Origin of the sequence: Arthrobacter sp. ZGTC412 (genome assembly GCF_002929215.1) — a bacterium.
Lineage (GTDB): Bacteria > Actinomycetota > Actinomycetes > Actinomycetales > Micrococcaceae > Arthrobacter.
This window is the reverse complement of sequence record NZ_PJII01000001.1, coordinates 1-19149: the sequence shown is the minus strand read 5'-3', so window position 1 is coordinate 19149 and position 19149 is coordinate 1. Positions and strand designations below refer to the sequence as shown.

Sequence of the window (19149 nt, the reverse complement as noted above, 5' to 3'; positions counted from 1 at the left end):
GGCAACGGGGCTGAGTTTGAAGGCACTTGGAATAAATTGAAGCTTCAAGTAATTTTAATAGTCATAGGCCCCACCCCAGAAGGGCCCCAGTACCGGGAGTTCCCAAATGACTGCAGAAGCCACCAGCCAGGACCTTCTTCCCGCCGACCTCACCATGGGCACCGTGATGCTCAAGGTAGGCGACATGAAGGTCATGACCGATTACTACCAGCGCGCCCTCGGGCTTGAGGTTGTCGCCGAGCAGGATGGCGGACTCTACCTCGGCCGCCTGCAGAAGCCCTTGGTCCACCTCGCGCCCGCTCCCGGACTGAACCTCCCGGGCAGGGGGGAGGCCGGTCTTTTCCATACCGCGCTTCTTTTCGAGAACCAGGCGGACCTCGCCGCCACCATCGCCACCGCCGCCCAGTTCGAGCCCCGCTCCTTCACGGGCAGCGCGGACCACCTCGTCAGCGAGGCCTTCTACTTCAATGACCCCGAAGGCAACGGCATCGAGCTCTACTGGGACCGGCCGCGGAGCAACTGGTCCTGGAACGGCACAGACGTGGTCATGGACAGCCTGGCCCTGCCGCCGCAGCGCTACCTGGAACAGCACCTCACTGAAGAATCCCTCGAGCGCCAGCGCGGAAGCGTGGCGGGAGTGGGCCACGTCCATCTCCAGGTGGGCGATGTCCAGTCGGCCCGGGACTTCTATGTAGGAATCCTCGGGTTTGAAAAGACCGCGGGCTGGCACGGGCAGGCATTGTTTGTCTCGGCCGGCCGCTACCACCACCACATGGCCATGAATGTCTGGAACAGCCGCGGCGCCGGCCCCCGCAAAGACACCCTCGGCCTCGGTGAGGTACTCATCGAAGTGCCGTCCGGGGACGATGTCGGGGCGCTCGCGGACCGGCTGAAGGTGGCCGGGCTGCCGGCGCACCACACTGGTGCGGAACTGCGCTTCGAGGATCCCTGGCGCAACAGGATCCGGGTAGCGGCCCGCTGACGCTGCCGAGCCCGGCCAACGGGCTGGCTGCACCCGGGCAGGGGCGGGCCGTGTACTAGGCTGAAGCCGAACGGCCGGGCGGCGGGCGCCGCTTCCCGAAGGGCCGCACCGTCGACGGAATGAGGGCAATTCCCATGGGCTTTACCGAAATCTTTGTGGCCACCCACGACGGCGCGCTGAAGCGCGCCGGAATCCTTGACCAGGGCGGAAGTGCGCCTGCCGGCGATGCCGTCAGGATCCAGGGGATCAGTGATTTCGAAGTAGAGCAGCTCGGCGACCTCGCCGGCACTGCGGTGCACGCCGGTGGAGCCGACTATGAGCTGACCATGGTGGATGTTTCAAGCGATTCGCTCCTGGCTGTTCCGGCCGCCATGGTCCGTGCCCTGGCCGACCTGCTCTCCTATGAAACCGAGGGGGAAGGCAACGTCCTCGACGACGTCGCCGAGCAGTGGGCCGCCCAGGACGACATGCCGTTCGAAGCAGCCCAGGCGCGCACCTACGTGCAGCAGCTGGCGGAACTGGCCGGCGGAATCGACGACGCGGAACGCACAGGCCTGTACGTCTGGTCATCCTGACACCTCCGCCGGGTTTCCCACCGTCGACGGCGGGCGGGGTGTCAAGTCGAAATCCGGACGCTCATCTGGCACAATAAACAGGTACTCGATCTGCGTGGCCCCTCTCTCCGCGTCCGGATCCTGTCCTTCGAACCCGCAAGTACGGCCCGCCCCACGGGTGCAGAACGCCGGGTTCACCCCCTTTCTGAAACAGGAGTGACCACAAAAGTGGCCGTAAAGATTCGCCTTAAGCGCTTTGGCAAAATGCGCGCACCGTACTACCGCATCGTCGTCGCAGACTCACGCACCAAGCGTGACGGCCGCGCCATCGAGGAGATCGGCAAGTACCACCCCACCGAAGAGCCCTCATACATCGAGGTCGACTCCGAGCGTGCCCAGTACTGGCTCTCCGTCGGCGCCCAGCCGTCCGAGCAGGTTGCCGCGATCCTGAAGATCACCGGTGACTGGCAGAAGTTCAAGGGCCTTCCGGGCCAGGAAGGCACCCTGAAGACCAAAGCTCCGAAGGAAGCCTTCGTTGCCCCGGAAAAGGGTTCTGTGATCATCCCGGAAGCCATCACCAAGAAGGCCTCCAAGTCTGACGCAGCCGAGGCACCGGCCGAAGCAGAGACCACCGAGGCTGAGTAAATTGCTGGCAGAAGCGCTGGAACACCTGGTCCGGGGGATCGTCGATTCCCCGGATGACGTCAAGGTCAGCTCGAAGAGCAACCGCCGCGGGGACACCCTCGAGGTGCGGGTCCATCAGGACGACCTCGGACGGGTGATCGGCCGCCAGGGCCGCACGGCACGCGCATTGCGCACCGTTGTGGCAGCCCTGGCCGGCGGCGAACCGGTAAGGGTCGACGTCGTCGACACCGACCGCCGCCGCTGAGCGCTCAGCAACATCAGTTTTGCTCCGGCCCCTCCACCAAACGGTGGAGGGGCCGGAGTGCTTTCACCAGAACACCGCCAACCACATCCAAGACAGAGGAACACATGCAGCTCCAGGTGGCACGAATCGGCAAACCCCACGGCATCCGCGGGGAAGTTACCGTCCAGGTCCTGACGGACGCCCCTGAGGACCGGTTTGTGCCGGGTACTGAATTTGTGGTGGAACCGGCGTCCGCAGGCCCGCTTACCGTGAACAGCGCCCGCTGGAACAAGGACATCCTCCTGCTCGGGTTCGACGAGATTGAGACCCGGAACGAAGCGGAAACCCTGCGCGGAGCCAAGCTCTTTATCGAAACCGAGGAGCTGGACGAGGACGACGACGAAGGCTGGTACGAGCACGAACTGGTCGGACTCGAGGCCCGCGTCGGTTCCCGCGTAGTGGGCAAGGTCACCGCATTGAACACCATGCCGGTGCAGGACTTGTTGATGGTCACCACCCCGGATGGGGAAGAGATCCTTATTCCCTTCGTTGAGCAGATCGTGCCAGAGGTCAACATCGAGGAAGGGTTCATCCTCCTCACCCCGCCGGATGGCCTGTTCGAGGTCAACTCGGACCAGGATGCGGGGCCGGGCCAGGATGCCGCGCCGGAAACTGAAGGCAAAGCGTAAATGCGTATCGACGTCGTCAGCATCTTTCCCGAGTACCTGGCGCCGCTGGAACTGTCGCTGATCGGCAAGGCACGCCAGGACGGGCTGCTGGACCTTCGAGTCCACGACCTCCGCACCTTCACCACGGACAAGCACCGCACAGTGGATGACACACCGTACGGCGGCGGCGCCGGAATGGTGATGAAACCTGAACCGTGGGCCCAGGCACTCTCCTCGATCGCAACGGAGCGTCCGGAAGATGCGGACAGGCCGGTCCTGATTGTTCCATCGCCGGCGGGGGAGCGGTTCACACAGGCCCTCGCCTACGAACTGGCCGAGGAGGAACATCTCACGTTTGCCTGCGGACGGTACGAGGGCATCGATGAGCGGGTCATCGAGTGGTCCCGCGAGCACTTCACCGTCCGTCCCGTCAGCCTTGGCGACTATGTCCTGAACGGCGGGGAAGTGGCCGTCCTGGCCATGGTGGAGGCCATCGGAAGGCTCCTGCCGGGCGTTGTGGGCAACCCCGAGTCGCTGGTGGAGGAGTCCCATTCCGACGGGCTGCTGGAGTACCCCGTCTACACCAAGCCTTCCGTCTGGCGGGAACGCGAAGTGCCGGCGGTACTCCTCAGCGGCAACCACGGAAAAATTGCGCAGTGGCGCCGCAGCGAACAGTACCGCCGGACGGCGGAGCGCCGCCCGGACCTGCTCGAAACGTTCGACGCCGGGAAGCTGCCGCGTGCCGACCGCACCGCCCTGCAGGACCTGGGGTACGACGTCGTCGACGGCCGTCTGCTGCGCCGCCCGGACGCGCCAGGGGAACAGCCGGACTGACGCGGCCGCTGGTTCGTCGCGGAAGCCGCCGAAATTGGCTGTACGTGGCGGACTGTGGCAAAATTAGTCCTTGTGTCTGCTGGGTCCGCACCTGCCACAGGGGGAGCGCAACCAACAGCTAAGACAACCGTCGTCTTCAATCAGTGAAAGAGGACGGACCACTTACCTTTCGGCAGTAATTTCCGGTAGCGCTGCAAGCGTCCGGGCTTGGCTGCCGTGACCTAAAGTGAATGACCTGTGGCGTTCACCAGGAGTGCAATCATGCATATTCTCGATTCCGTAGATGCAGCTTCGCTGCGCACCGATGTTCCCCAGTTCCGCGCGGGTGACACCCTCAAGGTTCACGTGAACATCATCGAAGGCAAGAACTCCCGTGTCCAGGTATTCCAGGGCTTCGTCCTGGGCCGCCAGGGTGACGGCATCCGCGAGACCTTCACGGTCCGCAAGGTCTCCTTCGGCGTCGGCGTGGAGCGTACCTTCCCGGTACACTCCCCGATCATCGACAAGATCGAGCTCGTCACCAAGGGTGACGTGCGCCGCGCCAAGCTTTACTACATGCGTGCACTGCGCGGTAAGGCTGCGAAGATCAAGGAAAAGCGCGACTTCAGCACCGCCAAGTAAGTCCTTAGACCTACAAAGGCAGGACCGCAGCCGTATCCGGCCAGCGCCGGAGCCACGCACCAGCGCCCAGGATACGGACTTATGGACCACACAAAACGCCAGCCCCGAAAAACGGGCTGGCGTTTTGTGTTCCTTGCCCTGGTCCTGGCCATTGCCGTCAGCGGACTGGTCCGCTCGCTGTGGCTCGACGTCTACTTCATTCCGTCCGAGTCCATGGAACCGGTCCTTGAGGGCGGAGACCGCATCCTTGTGTCCCGCACCGATTTCCGGGCTGAACCCATCCGGCGGGGCGACATCGTGGTCTTTGACGGCCGGGGAACCTTCGCGCCGCTCAACAGTGGCAAGGGTCCGCTCGTGGACGCCGCGTCCGCCATCACCCAGTGGCTTGGCCTCACCGGCAGCGACACCACGTATGTAAAACGGGTCATCGGCCTACCAGGAGACACCGTGGTCTGTTGTGATGCCGACGGGAAGATCACTGTGAACGGCCAGCCATTGGATGAGCCATACATCTTTCCCGGAGATGCTCCCAGCACCCGGAAGTTCAGTGCCGAGGTGCCTGACGGGCGGCTGTGGCTGCTGGGTGACCACCGGTCGCTGTCCGCCGATTCCCGGAGCCTTCTCGGTGCTCCCGGCGGGGGAATGGTGCCTGTAGACCGTGTGATCGGCAGGCCGGTCCAGATCATCTGGCCGCTTGATAGATTTGCTGAAGTACCTCGGCCGCCAGCGGCAGGCCCCTTAACAGAGAACGGACAGTAGATGCCCGAGAACCACGCGCGGACACCCGAACCGCGTCCCGACGGAGCTTCGGATTCCCGGGCCGACGACGCACCCGAGGCAGCCGCGCCTAAGGCAGCCGCCGCGGGGCCGGAAGTACCTGCTCCCGGACAGGCCGGCAGCCGTGCCGCAGCCAAGGCCAGCGGGAAAGACGGCGGAAGCCAGGTGCTTGCCTGGCTGAAGGAAATTGCCACGGTGGTGGTGATCGCCGTCGTGCTCTCCTTCCTCATCAAGACCTTCCTGTTCCGGGCGTTCTTCATCCCTTCCGAGTCCATGGTCAACACGCTCGACGTTGATGACCGCATCTTCGTTAATCTCCTGGTGCCTGAACCTTTCTCGCTGAGCCGTGGTGACGTTGTGGTCTTCCGCGACACCAAGGGCTGGCTGCCGGCCGCGGAGGAAAGGGCCGACGGGCCGTTCACCTGGGTCCAGGACGGCCTTACCTTTGTGGGCCTCCTGCCGGACAACTCCGAGCAGCACCTGGTCAAGAGGGTCATCGGACTGCCGGGGGACCACGTGGTCTGCTGCGATGCCGGCGGTAAACTGACAGTCAACGGGACCGCCATCGACGAAAGCTACATCAACCCGGCTGAGGTTCCGCAGGTCCGCAATTTCGATGTGACTGTCCCCGAAGGCAAGGTGTGGGTGATGGGGGATAACCGGAACCATTCAGCTGACTCCAGGGCGCATATGGATTCCGACGGCGGGTTCATAGACATCGCCGACCTTGAAGGCAAAGCTGCGGTCATAGCTTGGCCGCTGAACCGAATTACAGCCCTGGGCAACTATCCGGACGTGTTCCGGAACGTACCGGCGGCACCCTGACCATGTCCTCCGCAGTTCAAGCCGGCACTGCCAAGGCCAGCCCCGCGATAACGGATCCCGCAAACGCCGGTTCCGCGAAGGCCGGCGCTGTAAAGGGTGGCGCCGCTAAGGGGCGGGCCGGATCCACGAAAGTGGCCGCACGCCCGGGACAGGCGCCCACCCTCAGGCACGAACGTACGTTCAAGGCCCAGGGCGCACGGCTGGTGGCCGGCGTCGACGAGGTGGGACGCGGCGCTCTTGCCGGTCCCGTGAGCGTTGGCATTGCCGTTGTGGACCTGGAGCGCCAGAGGCCGCTTGCCGGCGTGAGGGACAGCAAGCTCCTGAGCCCCGCTGAACGCGAACGGCTGGAGCCGCTGGTCCGCCGGTGGAGTGTTGCGTCCGCGGTGGGCCACGCGTCTGCGCAGGAAATTGATTCCATCGGCATCATCGCTGCCCTGCGCCTGGCAGGAACCCGGGCCTGGTACGAGATTCTCGCTGCGGGAGTCACCCCCGACCTGGTTCTCCTGGACGGCAGCCACAACTGGCTTTCGCCCGCAGACCAGCTGTCGCTGTTTGACGAGCCGGTTCTTGACGCCGGCTGTGACGCGCCTGTGCACACCAAGATCAAGGCCGACATGCAGTGCCTGAGCGTTGCCGCTGCCAGTGTCATCGCCAAAGTGGAGCGGGACAGGATGATGCGGGAGCTCCACGCTGAGTACCCGGACTTCGGGTGGGACATCAACAAGGGCTACGCCACCGTCCTGCATCGGGACGTCCTCCGGGCGGCAGGGCCTACGCCCTACCACCGCGTAAGCTGGCGCCTGCTCGGCGGGGAACTGCTGGACGGCGGTCCCCTTAGCGGAGACGTAGCCGGCATCGAAGACTGACTCCGGCCGGCGTGGGCGCCAGCGGCGCCGGAGATGGTGCAAGATGGAACCATGAGTGCTGAGGACCTTGAAAACTATGAGACCGACATGGAGCTGCAGCTCTACCGTGAATACCGCGACGTTGTCGGTCTGTTCAGCTACGTTGTCGAGACCGAACGGCGCTTCTACCTTGCCAACCACGTAGACCTGCAGGCCCGCAGCGCCGACGGCGAGGTTTACTTCGACCTGACCCTGCAGGACGCCTGGGTGTGGGATGTGTACCGGTCGGCACGGTTCGTTAAAAGCGTTCGTGTCCTCACGTTCAAGGACGTCAACGTCGAAGAGCTCCCGCGCAACGAGGAACTGGCTCTGCCCAAGGATGTTGACCTGGGCCAGTAGCCCCTGAACATGGTGCGCTCCTGACTGTCCCTTGAACCGCCGACTTTTCCTGCACAGGGGCAGTAGTACACATACGGGATCAGTTCCCTTACCTTCGCAACCATGCGGCCGCAGGCTGGTTGCGGAGGTAGAAAATGAAATCAAAAGACCTGTTGGGCCGGCACGGCGAGGACCTCGCGGTTGGCTATCTTGAGTCGTTGGGAATGCTGGTGGTGGAGCGCAACTGGCGCTGCACCGAAGGCGAAATCGACATTGTGGCCCTTGACGGCGACGCCCTGGTTATAGCCGAAGTAAAGACACGCCGTTCCCTGGATTACGGCCACCCCTTCGAGGCCGTGGGCCCGGAGAAACTGGCCCGCCTGCACCGGCTCGGCTCCGCGTGGTGCCGCGACCGGGAGTTGCGGATGCCGCTGCGGCGGGTGGACGTGATCGCAGTAGTGGACGACGGCGTCGGCGAACCCCTGGTGGAGCACCTCAAGGGGGTGGGATGAGCGGCCCTTGGAAGAACCTACTCCATCGCCCTGGTGGGCCTGAACGGGTACATAGTGGAGGTGGAGGCTGACATCGGCCAGACCTTGCCGGCATTTGTGCTCCTCGGTTTGCCGGATGCTTCCTTGAATGAAGCCAAGGAACGCATCCGGTCGGCCGCCAAGAACTCCGGGATTCCGCTGAGCCGCCGGAAGATCACGGCGAACCTTATTCCTGCCTCCCTTCCCAAGCGCGGATCGGGTTTCGATCTGGCGGTCACCATGGCCGTGCTCCGCGCCGCGAACGACATCAAGCCGACAGGCAATACGGTCTTCATCGCCGAGCTGGGACTGGATGGCAGGTTGCGCCCGGTCCGCGGCATCCTTCCGGCCGTTATGGCGTCTGTTCAGGCCGGGTACCCGGACATCGTGGTGGCGCAGGCGAACCTGGCAGAGGCCGCCCTGGTGCCTGGCGCCAACGTCAGGGGATACCGCACCCTTGCCCGGCTGGCATTGGATTCCGGGGCGGACCCGCAGGAACTCGCGCTCGACTTCGAAACGGAGGACCGTGAGCAGCCCTCCGACGGCCCGGAGGAACCAGGGGTGTACCCGGACATGGCGGATGTGTCCGGCCAAGGTGACGCCAGGCGGGCCCTCGAAGTGGCAGCCGCCGGTGGCCACCATCTGCTCCTCACGGGACCTCCCGGCGCCGGCAAAACAATGCTGGCGGAGCGCCTTCCTGGGCTGTTGCCCGACCTGGGGGATCACGAGGCCATGGAAGTCACCGCCATCCATTCGCTTTGCGGACTGCCTTCATCGTCCGTCCAACTGCTCCGGCGGCCGCCCTTTGAGAGCCCGCACCACTCGGCTACGGCCGCAGCCATCATCGGCGGCGGCTCGGGCCTCCCCAGGCCAGGCGCCGCCTCCCGCGCCCACCGCGGGGTCCTGTTCCTTGACGAGGCACCGGAGTACGAACGCCGTGTGCTGGATGCACTGCGACAACCGCTGGAGAGCGGTGAACTCGTGATCCACCGCTCCGCCGGGACCGCTGCCTATCCGGCGCGGTTCCAGCTGGTCCTGGCAGCCAACCCCTGCCCCTGCGGCAAGGCGTCCGGCAAAGGGCTGGACTGTACCTGCACGCCCGTGATGCGCAGACGCTACCTGGCGAGAATGTCCGGGCCGTTGCTGGACCGGGTGGACATCCAGCTCCAGGTGGAGAGGGTGTCCCTGGCCGAGTTTGGACAGGCCGGTGCGGAAGAGGACACTGCTTCCGTAGCCGCCCGAGTCCGCAATGCACGCCTGCGGCAGCTTGAACGGTTGGCGCCCTTCGCCCTGGAAACGAACTCGCAGGTGCCGGGCCGTCTGCTGCGCGGAGAGCTGCGGCTGCCTCCTGCCGCCACCCGCATCCTGGATCATGCACTGGAGCGGGGTGTCCTTACTGCCCGCGGCTACGACCGGGTACTGCGCCTGGCCTGGACGCTGGCCGACTTGGGGCACCGTGAAAGACCTGACATGAACGATATTGGGCAGGCCCTGGGCCTGCGCCAAGCAACGGCGGTGGCCGCATGAATGAGACGGCAGTGGATGCCGAAAGACTTTCCCGCGCGGCGCTCGCCCGGCTCATGGAGCCCCAGGACGCCGCAGGCCTGGCCCTCGTGCAGGTATGCGGCGCTGTGGACGCTCTTCGGATAGCTACTGGCCAGGTTTCGGCCGGGCCTGAATTGGAGCAGGAGGTCACTGCCCTGCTCGCGGACAGCGGTTCCGCCACCAGCTGGGCCGGGATGGCCACGTCCTTAAAACGTTGGCAGCCCCGGATTCCAGACCTGGCACCCGAACGCGATCTGGCCACCATGGCGCGGCTCGGCGGCAGGCTGATTATCCCCTCGGACGAGTTGTGGCCTGTGCAGCTGGCAGACCTTGGCCTCCAGGAACCGCTTTGTCTGTGGTGGCGGGGGCAAAAACAACCTCTTCCCGGCGCGGACAAGTGCATCGCCCTGGTCGGGTCCCGCGACAGCACCAGCTACGGCGCCTCGGTGACCGGGGACATTGCCTATTCCCTGGCGCAGCGCGGTTTCACGGTCGTGTCGGGCGGTGCCTATGGCATTGATGCCCATGCCCACCGTGCCGCGCTGGCCGGTGCTTCCAGCGCTGTGCCCACCATTGCCGTGATGGCCGGGGGAGTGGACCGCTTCTACCCATCCGGCAATGAGGACCTCCTCCGCGCTGTCTGCAACCAGGGCGCGGTGATCGCGGAGGTTCCGCCCGGGTCAGCGCCCACCCGCTACCGCTTCCTCCAGCGGAACAGGCTCATCGCGGCCCTGTCTGCAGTGACTGTCGTGGTGGAGGCACGATGGCGGTCCGGAGCGCTGAACACCGCCCACCATGCCGAAACGCTTGGCCGGGCTGTCGGCGCTGTGCCCGGTTCCGTGCACAGCGCCAACTCGGCCGGCTGCCACCGGTTGCTGCGTGACGGCGGTGCTGTCTGCGTCACAGACGCAGCAGAAATTGCTGAGCTGGCAGCGCCGAGTGGAACGGGGCTTCCACAGCCACGCCAGGTTGGAGCGGAGGTCCAGGACGGGCTGACGCTGGAAGACCTGATCCTCCTGGATGCACTGCCGCTTCGCTCCACCACATCGGTGGAGAAACTGTGCTCTGTCGCCGGCTTGAGCCAGGAGTCCGTCCGAGCGGGCCTGGGGCGGCTCGGGCTGCTCGGGCTGGCGGTGTCCGAAGGAGGCAGCTGGAAACGCGGCAAGGCAACAGCCTGATGACCGACGGCGGGCCCCGAAGGCACAGGTAGGTGTGGCGTGTCGTGTCAGTCACCTGAGCCCCGGCAACACCTGAGAGAGTAGGAAGGTGGAGAACAAAGAACTGCCGCGGGAGCTGAGCCAGGCATCGGATGCCTTCTCGCAGTACCTGTCGGGGGAGCGGGCAGTGTCCGCCCACACCCTGCGTGCGTACCTGGGAGACCTGCGCAGCCTCCTGGCCCACGCCGCTTCCGAAGGCGCCAACCGGCTGGAGGACCTCGAGCTCGGAACCCTCCGTCGGTGGCTGGGTGCACAGAGCCAGGCGGGTGTCGCCCGATCCACCCTTGCCCGCCGGGCAGCCACCGCCCGTGCTTTCACAGCGTGGGCCCTGAGCGAAGAGCGCATTCACTCAGACCCGTCGTTGCGGCTCAAGGCTCCCAAACGGGAACGCACCCTGCCCGGAGTCCTGCAGTCACAACAACTGTCGCGGCTGCTGACCAGTCTGGAGGAAGCGGCCCACCGCGGTGAGCCCCTGCCTGTCCGGAACCGCGCCATCGTCGAACTGCTTTATGCAACAGGCATCCGCGTGGGCGAGCTCGCAGGACTGGACATCGACGATCTGGACCCGGACCGCCGCACGCTCCGTGTTATCGGTAAAGGCAACAAGGAACGCACGGTTCCCTACGGCGTTCCGGCGGCGCTTGCCCTGGACGACTGGCTGCGGCGCGGCCGGCCGCTGCTGGCCCGGGATACCAGCGGCCCGGCCCTGTTCCTGGGCTCCAGGGGCAGCCGGGTGGACCAGCGGCAGGTCAGAGAACTGGTCAACAAACTCCTCGAGGCCCTGGGCGATACTTCTGCCTCAGGTCCGCACGCCCTTCGGCACTCGGCAGCCACCCACCTGTTGGATGGCGGCGCCGACTTGCGTGCCGTCCAGGAGATCCTCGGCCACAGCAGCCTCGCCACCACCCAGATCTACACCCATGTCTCAGTGGACCGGCTGCGGAAAAGCTACCAGCAGGCACATCCCAGAGCCTGATCCGGAATCGCCACAGGCCTTGTACCGTAACCGCGAATCGCACTGGCGTAATTACGCGACGTACGGCACAATAAGAGTCACGTCCGGCAACTTTCAAGTACCGCTTGAGGCTCTTTTGCTTCGTGCGGACCAGCAAGTCCGGACACTGCTTAATCTGAACAACTGAATAGATGGCAGGGAGCAGTCCCGCAGAGCAGGGCGCAGCAGTTCCATCCAGGCAGAGGTCGTTGGGGAAGACGTACCTAGAGCTATGGAGGATGGAATGTCTGTTGCAATGACCCGCGGTGTGCTGTTTGTTCACTCAGCCCCTACTGCTTTGTGCCCTCACGTTGAGTGGGCCATCGGCTCCGTCGTGGACAAGCGGACGGATCTTGAGTGGACCCCTCAGCCTGCCGCGCCCGGAATGTTCCGGGCGGAGCTTTCCTGGACCGGCGCTCCCGGAACAGGTGCTCAGCTTGCCTCATCACTCCGGGGCTGGGCGCACCTCCGGTACGAGGTCACCGAGGAACCGAGCCAGGGTGTTGACGGCGGCCGGTGGTCACACACGCCCGAACTCGGGATCTTCCATGCCGTCACCGACGTCCATGGCAACATCATGGTCTCCGAAGACAGAATCCGTTACGCCTACGAGTCAGGCGCGGGCGATCCCGCCGCCGTCTACCACGAGCTGTCCCTGGCTCTGGGCGAGGCCTGGGACGAGGAGCTTGAACCCTTCCGGCACGCTGCCGAGGGCGCTCCCGTACGCTGGCTGCACCAGGTGGGTTGACCAGGCTACCTAAGGGCCGCCGTCGTAATCCGGCACCGGCAAACAGCAACAGACAGTGAAACCAAGAACCATTCTCCATAGCAAAACAGGAGGCCCCGCCGGCTGGCGGGGCCTCCTGTTGCGTCCGGGCGGCAAGCCCGGTGCAGAAACTAAACGCTGCGCACAGCCACCACGGCGTTGTGTCCGCCGAAGCCGAAGGAGTTGCTCAGGGCCACGATGTTGCCGGCGGGCAGGTCGCGGGCGGAGGTGACCACGTCGAGCGGGATCTCCGGATCCTGCTTCTCAAGGTTGATCGTGACCGGGGCCTTCCGGTCGTAGACGGCCAGCACGGTGAGCACGGCCTCCACGGCACCGGAGGCACCCAGGAGGTGGCCCATCTGCGACTTGGTGGCGGATACCGCAACGTTGTCGATGTGGTTGCCGAGTGCGGCGCGCAGTGCGGTGTACTCAGGCTTGTCGCCCACGGGAGTCGAGGTGGCGTGGGCGTTGACGTGCACCACGTCCTCGGCCTGGATGCGGCCGTCGAACATGGCGGCCTTGAGTGCCCGGGTTGCGCCAAGGCCCGCAGGGTCAGGCGCGGTGATGTGGTAGGCGTCAGCCGTAACGGAGGTGCCGGCGAGCTCGCCGTAGATCCGGGCTCCGCGGGCCAGTGCGTGTTCCTCGGCTTCGAGGACCAGCGCGCCTGCGCCTTCGCCCATCACGAAGCCGTCGCGGCCAAGGTCGTACGGACGGGAGGCGCCCTGCGGATCGTCATTGCGGCGTGACAGCGCCTGCATGGAAGCGAAGGCAGCCAGGGGCATGGGGTGGATGGCAGCTTCAGCGCCGCCGCACATCACCACGTCTGCCTTGCCCGAGCGAATCAGGTCCAGGCCCAGGTGCAGGGCCTCAGTGCCGGAAGCGCAGGCGGAAACCGGGGTGTGGGCGCCGGCGCGTGCGCCGAGGTCCAGGCTGACGGCCGCGGCAACACCGTTTGGCATCAGCATGGGGACGGTCATGGGGAGGACGCGCCGAGGGCCTTTTTCCTTCAGCGTGTCCCAGGCGTCCAGCAGCGTCCAGACTCCGCCAATGCCGGTGGCGAAGGCAACAGCCAGCCGGTCCTTGTCGAACTCGGTGATGCCGGAGTCGGCCCACGCCTCACGGGCAGCGATGACGCCGAACTGCGTCGAGGGGTCCATCCGCTTGGCCTCGACCCTGCTGAGTACCTCGAGTGCAGGTGTGCTGCAGCGGGCGGCGAAGTGGACGGGAAGTTCGTACTTGGCTACCCAGTCGTCCTCCAGGGTGCGGGCACCGGAGACCCCCTTGAGCGCGTTGTTCCACATCGTGGGTACATCGCCGCCGATGGGCGTGGTGGCACCCAGACCGGTGATGACTACTTTGCGTGTCATGGGATCACTCTTTCGTCGGTGGGGGATTCCAGCCCCGGCTTTCCGGAGGGTCCCGCGTATTGATGATCGGCGCCCTTCGCAAGGAGGAAGGTGCCGGAAAAATGCGGCGGGCCGCCGGTCCGGTCGTCCTGACCGGCAGCCCGCCAAGCCGATAAACGGCGAAAGCCTTGACTAGGCCTGTGCTCCGGCGATGAAGCTGACGGCGTCGCCGACGGTCTTGAGGTTCTTGACCTCTTCGTCCGGGATGCGCACGCCGAACTTCTCTTCAGCGTTGACTACGATGGTCATCATGGAGATGGAGTCGATGTCCAGGTCCTCGGTGAAGGACTTGTCCAGCTCCACGGCCTCGGGGGCCAGGCCGGTTTCCTCGTTGACGATTTCAGCCAAGCCGGCCAGGATCTCTTCGTTGCTAGCCATTGATGGCTCCTTTTCTTGTATTGCCGGCAGGGGCTGCCGGAAATGGTTCAGGACGCGGTTGCGGCCTGTTGGGGGCGTTCCTAAGGGAGGACAACTACCTGAGCGCCGAAGACCAGTCCGGCGCCGAAGCCGATCTGGAGGGCCAGCCCGCCGCTCAGTTCCGGCTTTTCCGCCAGCAAGCGGTGCGTGGCCAACGGGATGGACGCTGCAGAGGTGTTTCCAGCATCGGCGATGTCCCGTGCCACTGTAACTGTCTCGGGCAGCTTCAGCTTCTTCACCATCTCGTCGATGATGCGCATGTTGGCTTGGTGGGGGATAAACGCCACAAGGTCCTCGGCTTGTACACCTGCCGCCTCCAGGGCCTGCTGGGCCACCTTCGCCATTTCCCACACTGCCCAGCGGAATACGGTTTGGCCGTCCTGCCGCAGCGTGGGGTAGAGCTCCTGTGCTTCTTCGAGCAGGGCAAGGTCGCCGGTGGAGTCGGACTGCCGGGCAGCCATGCCAAGGTCCCGGACATCGAGCATGGAGCGGGTCATTCCAATGGCGTCCCATTTGCTGCCGTCGGATCCCCAGACGGAGGGCGCGATGCCGGGAGTCTCGGACGGGCCGATGACGACGGCGCCGGCTCCGTCTCCGAGCAGGAAGGAGATGGTGCGTTCCCGGTTGTCGATGACGTCGGACAGCTTCTCCGCACCAACCACCAGGACGTACTTCGCGGCGCCTGACCGGACGAGGGCGTCGCCCTGGGCAATGCCGTAGCAGTAACCGGCGCAGGCTGCGGAGATGTCAAAAGCAGGTGCGGGAGTGGCGCCGATACGGTCTGCCAGGCTGGCGGCCGCAGACGGCGTGGCGTAGGGGTGGGTGACAGTGGAAACAATGACGGCACCGAGGTCGGACGCTTGAATTCCGGCCTTTTCCATGGCTTCGCGGGCAGCACCCTCGGCCATGTCGATGACACTGACGTCAGCGGCCGCGCGGTGCCGGGTCACAATTCCGGTCCGCTGCCGGATCCATTCGTCCGAGGAGTCGATCCACTGGCAGACATCTTCGTTGGTGACGATGACGTCAGGCCGGTAGGCGCCGAGACCGAGGATTCGGGTGTGTTCCTGAAGGGGAGCCTGTTTCAGTGTGGGAACGCTCATGCGTTGCCCTCCAGTTCTGCGAAGAGCGCCAGGGCGGCGGAAAGATCATCGGGTGTCTTGACCGCAACGGTTTTGACGCCGGGCATCCCGCGCTTGGCCAGACCGGCAAGGGTTCCGGCAGGAGCAAGCTCGATGACGCCGCTGACACCGCGCTGGACCAGGCTTTCCATGCACAGGTCCCAGCGGACCGGGCGGGAGACCTGGGCAATCAGGCTGTCGACGGCGGCACCGCCGTCGGTGACTTCTCCGCCGTCGTAATTGGACAGCAGGGGCACCTTCGGTGCCTGCGGCTTCAGCGCGGGCGCCAGGGCGGTGAGGGCGCTGACAGCAGGGGACATGTGGCTGGTGTGGAACGCACCGGCCACCTTCAGCGGGATGACACGCGCCTTCGCCGGCGGGTTTTCGGCGAGGGTCTTCAGCTGGTCGAACGTGCCTGCGGCCACGGTCTGGCCCGCGCCGTTGACGTTCGCTGGAGTAGCGCCGGCGGCTTCGATGGCTGCCAGGACCTCGGCCGGGTCCCCGCCCACCACGGCACTCATACCGGTGGGGGTGACGGCCGCGGCGGCCGCCATGCTGTTGGCACGCTCCCGGACGAAGGTCATGGCTTCCCGTTCCGTCAGGACGCCGGCAAGAGCCGAAGCGGTGATTTCACCAACGGAATGGCCCGCCAGGATGACTGGCAGGGAGCTGAGCTCGACGTCAAAAAGGGAAGCTGCGGCCACCAGCCCGGCGGCAACAATCAGGGGCTGCGCCACGGCAGTGTCCTTGATGGTTTCTTCGTCCGAAGTAGTCCCATGGGCGATCAGGTCGATGCCTGCGATGTCGCTCAAGGAGGCCAGCTGGCCTGCCACCGGGGGCAGTTCCAGCCAAGGGGCCAGGAAACCCGGGGTTTGTGAGCCCTGTCCAGGGCAGACTATTGCAAGCACGTAACCAGCTTTCCAAATTACAGTGTGATTCAGCGGTGTTTGTCCGCACCAAGCTCACGGGGTCAGGTTGTAGGAAGTCTACAACGCCTCAGGGCTGGTTCCGCGACGGGTGACGCTCAACAGCCGCTTTGGGCGGGGCGGAAAGACGGCCCACCACAAGCGCCGCCTGAAGAACAAACGCCTCCCTTGGGAGGAGTGGATCCCAGCCGGTGACGTCGCAAACACGCTTCAGCCGGTACCTGACGGTGTTGGCGTGGACAAAGAGTTCCCGGGCTGTTGCCTCAAGGGAATGGCCCAATTCAAGATAGGTTCCAAGCGTTTCCACCAGCCCGTTGGACGCTGCCAGGAGCGGGCGGTAGATGTTCTTGACCAGCGAGCGGCGGGCGGCGTCGTCGCCGGAGATCACCCGCTCAGGCAGCAGGTCGTCGGCGGCAACCGGCCGCGGTGCGGAGGGCCAGGCCCGGGCGGCCGTCAGTCCGGCGAAGGCGGACTGGGCGGAGCCGCTGGCCTCCAGCAGGGAGCCGGCTTCGGGCCCGTACACCACGGGGCCGGGCGCGAACATATCACTGAGCTTCACGTAGGCGGTTTCCCGGTCCGAAACGCCGCCCAGGATCAGGATGAGCCGGTCGCCCTGGATGCCCACAAGGGCGTCCTCCGCGTAGCGGCCTGCCATCCGCCGGAGTTCGCTGACGTAGCTGGCGCTTGGCTCGGAGGGGGAGTTGCCCACCATAACAGTGAACCGTTCCTGCGCCTTCCAGCCCAGGGCCGCGATCCTCGAGCGCAGGGCGTCAGTGTTTTCGCCGCGAAGGATGGCATCCACGATCAGCGCTTCCAGCCGGGTGTCCCAGGAGCCGCGGGATTCTGCGGCCCGTGCATAAACGTCGGCCGCGGCGAACGCCACCTCCCGGGAATAGCGAAGTACGGCCTCGCGAAGCGAAGGCTGGTCAGCCTCCGGAGCGATGACCGGAACCTGGTCCTCCACCACCTCCACCACGATCCGGATCAACTGCAGCGCTTTTTGCAGGCTGATGGACCGGGTGAGCTCCGTTGGGGCCGTCCCGAAAACGTCGGTGAGGATCCAGGACGGGGAACTTGGGCGTTCATACCAGGTCACAAAGGCCGCGATACCGTTCTGGGCGACCATGCCAAGGGCGGAGCGTTCATCAGAGCTGAGCCGGCCGTACCAGGGCAGGGATTTCTCCAACTCCCGCAAGGTGGTGGTGGAAAGCTGGCCCACGTTTGCCCGCAGCTTTTTGAGGGTTTCGGATTTCTCCGGCGTGACCCTCGGCGTGGATGGTTTGCGCTTGGCGGACGGGGTGGCTGGTGCTGGCATTCTTTGAGCATACGGCCACTGCCCCGCAAGCTCCATTTGTGCAAAGGCTACAATCCCGTTGGTTGTGCGTCACAGCCGGTTCCTGCCGTAAAACGGACGACGGCGGCCCCCGCCTTTCGGTGGGGGCCGCCGTCGTCAGCACTTGGCAGGATCGCCGCAGGCTAGGTGCGCGTCCTAGGACTCGCCTCCGGCGTTGCCGGTGGAACCGGCATTGACGTTGTGCAGCCGGTACTTGTCGATCGCCTTCATCGGTGCCTGCGCGTCAACCTCACCGCGGCGGGCCAACATCTCCAGCGAACGCACCACGATGGAGTGGATGTCGTTCTTGAAGAAGCGGCGGGCTGCGGCGCGGGTGTCGGAGAAGCCGAAGCCGTCGGCACCGAGCGTTGCGAACTCGTTCGGCACGAATTGGCGGATCTGGTCCGGCACGGCCTTCATGTAGTCCGACACGGCGACGACCGGGCCGGTGGCTCCTTCGAGCTGCCGGGTCACGAACGGGACGCGGGCGGGCTGGCCGGGGTTGAGGAAAGCTTCCTCCTCGGCGGCCATGCCGTCGCGGCGCAGTTCGTTCCAGGACGTAACGGACCAGACGTCTGCGGAGACGCCCCAGTCATCGGCCAGGAGCTGCTGGGCCTCGAGTGCCCAGGGCACCGACACGCCGGACGCGAGGATCTGGGTCCGGGGACCGTCGATCTTTGCCGGCGCGAGCAGGTAGATGCCCTTGAGGACACCCTCGACGTCCAGCTCCTCCGGTTCGGCCGGCTGGGAGATGGGCTCGTTGTACACCGTGAGGTAGTACATGAGGTTCCGGTCTTCCGAGTCGGGCCCGTACATGCGTTCGAGGCCGTCGCGGATGATGTGGCCCATTTCGTAGCCGTAGGCGGGATCGTAGGTGACCACTGCCGGGTTGGTGGAGGCCAGGAGCGGGGAGTGGCCGTCGGCGTGCTGGAGGCCTTCGCCGGTGAGGGTGGTCCGGCCTGCGGTGGCGCCGATGATGAAGCCGCGGGTCATTTGATCTGCTGCTGCCCAGAAGGCATCGCCGGTGCGCTGGAAGCCGAACATGGAGTAGAACACGTAGACCGGGACCAGCGGCACGCCGTGGGTGGCGTACGCGGTTCCGGCGGCGGTGAACGCTGCCACGGCGCCGGCTTCGTTGATGCCGGGGTGGATCAGCTGGCCCTGGGCGGACTCCTTGTAGGCCAAGACCAGGTCCCGGTCCACGGACAGGTAGTTCTGGCCCTTGGGGTTGTAGATCTTTGCCGTGGGGAAGAACGCATCCATGCCGAACGTACGTGCCTCATCCGGGATGATCGGGGCGATGTGCTTGCCGAACTCCTTGTCCCGCATCAGATCCTTGAGCAAACGCACAAACGCCATGGTGGTGGCGGCCTGCTGCTTGCCCGAACCACGCTTGGCCACCTCGTAGGACTTGGCGTCCGGCAGGGTGATCTCAGCGTGCTTGGACCGGCGTTCCGGGACCGCTCCGCCCAGGGCGGCGCGGCGTTCCATCATGTACTGGATTTCCGGGGCGTCCGTGCCGGGGTGGTAGTACGGCGGTGA

At 65.3% G+C, this 19149-nt stretch carries 22 protein-coding genes; 16 read left to right on the top strand and 6 right to left on the bottom strand.

Annotated features, from left to right (window positions below; all coding sequences use genetic code 11):
* Nucleotides 1–106 precede the first annotated feature (106 nt).
* The 16 genes from CXQ88_RS00110 (at nucleotide 107) to CXQ88_RS00035 (ending at nucleotide 12386) form a co-directional block, all read left to right on the top strand.
* Nucleotides 107–982 (top strand): VOC family protein, encoded by an 876-nt coding sequence (locus tag CXQ88_RS00110; protein ID WP_104042132.1) that lies wholly within the window; start codon nucleotides 107–109, stop codon nucleotides 980–982.
* A 134-nt stretch (nucleotides 983–1116) separates the two neighbouring features.
* The gene (locus tag CXQ88_RS00105; protein WP_181037385.1) at nucleotides 1117–1557 is read left to right on the top strand and encodes a hypothetical protein; all 441 of its coding nucleotides are present in this window, start codon (nucleotides 1117–1119) and stop codon (nucleotides 1555–1557) included.
* A 207-nt stretch (nucleotides 1558–1764) separates the two neighbouring features.
* Nucleotides 1765–2181 carry a 30S ribosomal protein S16 gene (rpsP, locus tag CXQ88_RS00100; protein ID WP_104042129.1) on the top strand — a complete coding sequence of 139 codons (417 nt, stop codon included), beginning with the start codon at nucleotides 1765–1767 and terminating at the stop codon, nucleotides 2179–2181.
* Between the two features lies 1 nt (nucleotide 2182).
* Nucleotides 2183–2425: an RNA-binding protein gene (locus CXQ88_RS00095; RefSeq protein WP_013601399.1), complete on the top strand. Its 243-nt coding sequence runs from the start codon at nucleotides 2183–2185 to the stop codon at nucleotides 2423–2425.
* Between the two features lie 104 nt (nucleotides 2426–2529).
* Nucleotides 2530–3093, top strand: coding sequence for a ribosome maturation factor RimM (rimM, locus tag CXQ88_RS00090; RefSeq protein ID WP_104042128.1), 564 nt, complete (start codon nucleotides 2530–2532; stop codon nucleotides 3091–3093).
* Nucleotides 3094–3906 carry a tRNA (guanosine(37)-N1)-methyltransferase TrmD gene (gene trmD, locus CXQ88_RS00085; RefSeq protein WP_104042126.1) on the top strand — a complete coding sequence of 271 codons (813 nt, stop codon included), beginning with the start codon at nucleotides 3094–3096 and terminating at the stop codon, nucleotides 3904–3906.
* Nucleotides 3907–4167: 261 nt separating this feature from the next.
* Entirely contained in the window at nucleotides 4168–4527 is a 360-nt protein-coding gene (rplS, locus tag CXQ88_RS00080; protein WP_104042125.1) for a 50S ribosomal protein L19, read from the top strand.
* 81 nt (nucleotides 4528–4608) lie between these two features.
* A complete protein-coding gene (gene lepB / locus CXQ88_RS00075; protein ID WP_104042123.1) occupies nucleotides 4609–5286 on the top strand; it encodes a signal peptidase I in 678 nt (225 codons plus the stop codon).
* On the top strand, nucleotides 5287–6129 hold the full coding sequence (gene lepB, locus CXQ88_RS00070) for a signal peptidase I (RefSeq protein WP_104042122.1): 843 nt from the start codon (nucleotides 5287–5289) through the stop codon (nucleotides 6127–6129).
* Between the two features lie 2 nt (nucleotides 6130–6131).
* On the top strand, nucleotides 6132–6995 hold the full coding sequence (locus CXQ88_RS00065; RefSeq protein ID WP_104042120.1) for a ribonuclease HII: 864 nt from the start codon (nucleotides 6132–6134) through the stop codon (nucleotides 6993–6995).
* Between the two features lie 51 nt (nucleotides 6996–7046).
* Nucleotides 7047–7373, top strand: a complete 327-nt coding sequence (locus tag CXQ88_RS00060; RefSeq protein ID WP_013601392.1) for a DUF2469 domain-containing protein — start codon at nucleotides 7047–7049, stop codon at nucleotides 7371–7373.
* A 134-nt stretch (nucleotides 7374–7507) separates the two neighbouring features.
* A complete protein-coding gene (locus CXQ88_RS00055; RefSeq protein ID WP_104042119.1) occupies nucleotides 7508–7864 on the top strand; it encodes a YraN family protein in 357 nt (118 codons plus the stop codon).
* Nucleotides 7865–7894: 30 nt separating this feature from the next.
* A complete protein-coding gene (locus CXQ88_RS00050) occupies nucleotides 7895–9409 on the top strand; it encodes a YifB family Mg chelatase-like AAA ATPase (protein ID WP_258061666.1) in 1515 nt (504 codons plus the stop codon).
* Nucleotides 9406–10605: a DNA-processing protein DprA gene (dprA, locus tag CXQ88_RS00045; protein WP_104042116.1), complete on the top strand. Its 1200-nt coding sequence runs from the start codon at nucleotides 9406–9408 to the stop codon at nucleotides 10603–10605. The genes CXQ88_RS00050 and dprA overlap by 4 nt, the downstream gene beginning before the upstream one ends.
* A gap of 88 nt (nucleotides 10606–10693) precedes the next feature.
* Nucleotides 10694–11620 (top strand): tyrosine recombinase XerC, encoded by a 927-nt coding sequence (locus tag CXQ88_RS00040; RefSeq protein WP_104042114.1) that lies wholly within the window; start codon nucleotides 10694–10696, stop codon nucleotides 11618–11620.
* Between the two features lie 262 nt (nucleotides 11621–11882).
* Nucleotides 11883–12386: a DUF3145 domain-containing protein gene (locus CXQ88_RS00035; protein WP_104042113.1), complete on the top strand. Its 504-nt coding sequence runs from the start codon at nucleotides 11883–11885 to the stop codon at nucleotides 12384–12386.
* A 149-nt stretch (nucleotides 12387–12535) separates the two neighbouring features.
* Here CXQ88_RS00035 and CXQ88_RS00030 read toward each other — a convergent pair whose 3' ends face one another.
* From CXQ88_RS00030 to CXQ88_RS00005, 6 genes are all read right to left on the bottom strand, one after another.
* The gene (locus tag CXQ88_RS00030; RefSeq protein WP_104042111.1) at nucleotides 12536–13771 is read right to left on the bottom strand and encodes a beta-ketoacyl-[acyl-carrier-protein] synthase family protein; all 1236 of its coding nucleotides are present in this window, start codon (nucleotides 13769–13771) and stop codon (nucleotides 12536–12538) included.
* 171 nt (nucleotides 13772–13942) lie between these two features.
* Nucleotides 13943–14188 (bottom strand): acyl carrier protein, encoded by a 246-nt coding sequence (locus CXQ88_RS00025; protein WP_009359314.1) that lies wholly within the window; start codon nucleotides 14186–14188, stop codon nucleotides 13943–13945.
* Between the two features lie 80 nt (nucleotides 14189–14268).
* Entirely contained in the window at nucleotides 14269–15330 is a 1062-nt protein-coding gene (locus CXQ88_RS00020; RefSeq protein WP_104042110.1) for a beta-ketoacyl-ACP synthase III, read from the bottom strand.
* Nucleotides 15327–16256, bottom strand: coding sequence for an ACP S-malonyltransferase (locus tag CXQ88_RS00015; RefSeq protein ID WP_181037360.1), 930 nt, complete (start codon nucleotides 16254–16256; stop codon nucleotides 15327–15329). Before CXQ88_RS00015 ends, CXQ88_RS00020 begins: the two co-directional genes overlap by 4 nt.
* 88 nt (nucleotides 16257–16344) lie before the next feature.
* A complete protein-coding gene (locus tag CXQ88_RS00010) occupies nucleotides 16345–17589 on the bottom strand; it encodes a PucR family transcriptional regulator (protein WP_104042107.1) in 1245 nt (414 codons plus the stop codon).
* Nucleotides 17590–17763: 174 nt separating this feature from the next.
* Nucleotides 17764–19149, bottom strand: a 1386-nt coding sequence (locus CXQ88_RS00005; protein WP_441296475.1) for a transketolase-like TK C-terminal-containing protein, incomplete at its 5' end; no start/stop codon positions are given.

What these genes read in the sequence shown, in the direction of transcription:
- CXQ88_RS00065 (WP_104042120.1), top strand. Translation starts at nt 6,132, where the DNA reads ATGTCCTCCGCAGTTCAAGCCGGCACTGCCAAGGCCAGCCCCGCGATA.
- lepB (WP_104042122.1), top strand. Translation starts at nt 5,287, where the DNA reads ATGCCCGAGAACCACGCGCGGACACCCGAACCGCGTCCCGACGGAGCT.
- rplS (WP_104042125.1), top strand. Translation starts at nt 4,168, where the DNA reads ATGCATATTCTCGATTCCGTAGATGCAGCTTCGCTGCGCACCGATGTT.
- CXQ88_RS00025 (WP_009359314.1), bottom strand. Translation starts at nt 14,188, where the DNA reads ATGGCTAGCAACGAAGAGATCCTGGCCGGCTTGGCTGAAATCGTCAAC.
- CXQ88_RS00110 (WP_104042132.1), top strand. Translation starts at nt 107, where the DNA reads ATGACTGCAGAAGCCACCAGCCAGGACCTTCTTCCCGCCGACCTCACC.
- trmD (WP_104042126.1), top strand. Translation starts at nt 3,094, where the DNA reads ATGCGTATCGACGTCGTCAGCATCTTTCCCGAGTACCTGGCGCCGCTG.
- CXQ88_RS00055 (WP_104042119.1), top strand. Translation starts at nt 7,508, where the DNA reads ATGAAATCAAAAGACCTGTTGGGCCGGCACGGCGAGGACCTCGCGGTT.
- lepB (WP_104042123.1), top strand. Translation starts at nt 4,609, where the DNA reads ATGGACCACACAAAACGCCAGCCCCGAAAAACGGGCTGGCGTTTTGTG.
- CXQ88_RS00010 (WP_104042107.1), bottom strand. Translation starts at nt 17,589, where the DNA reads ATGCCAGCACCAGCCACCCCGTCCGCCAAGCGCAAACCATCCACGCCG.
- CXQ88_RS00020 (WP_104042110.1), bottom strand. Translation starts at nt 15,330, where the DNA reads ATGAGCGTTCCCACACTGAAACAGGCTCCCCTTCAGGAACACACCCGA.
- dprA (WP_104042116.1), top strand. Translation starts at nt 9,406, where the DNA reads ATGAATGAGACGGCAGTGGATGCCGAAAGACTTTCCCGCGCGGCGCTC.
- CXQ88_RS00105 (WP_181037385.1), top strand. Translation starts at nt 1,117, where the DNA reads ATGGGCTTTACCGAAATCTTTGTGGCCACCCACGACGGCGCGCTGAAG.
- rimM (WP_104042128.1), top strand. Translation starts at nt 2,530, where the DNA reads ATGCAGCTCCAGGTGGCACGAATCGGCAAACCCCACGGCATCCGCGGG.
- CXQ88_RS00035 (WP_104042113.1), top strand. Translation starts at nt 11,883, where the DNA reads ATGTCTGTTGCAATGACCCGCGGTGTGCTGTTTGTTCACTCAGCCCCT.
- CXQ88_RS00030 (WP_104042111.1), bottom strand. Translation starts at nt 13,771, where the DNA reads ATGACACGCAAAGTAGTCATCACCGGTCTGGGTGCCACCACGCCCATC.
- CXQ88_RS00060 (WP_013601392.1), top strand. Translation starts at nt 7,047, where the DNA reads ATGAGTGCTGAGGACCTTGAAAACTATGAGACCGACATGGAGCTGCAG.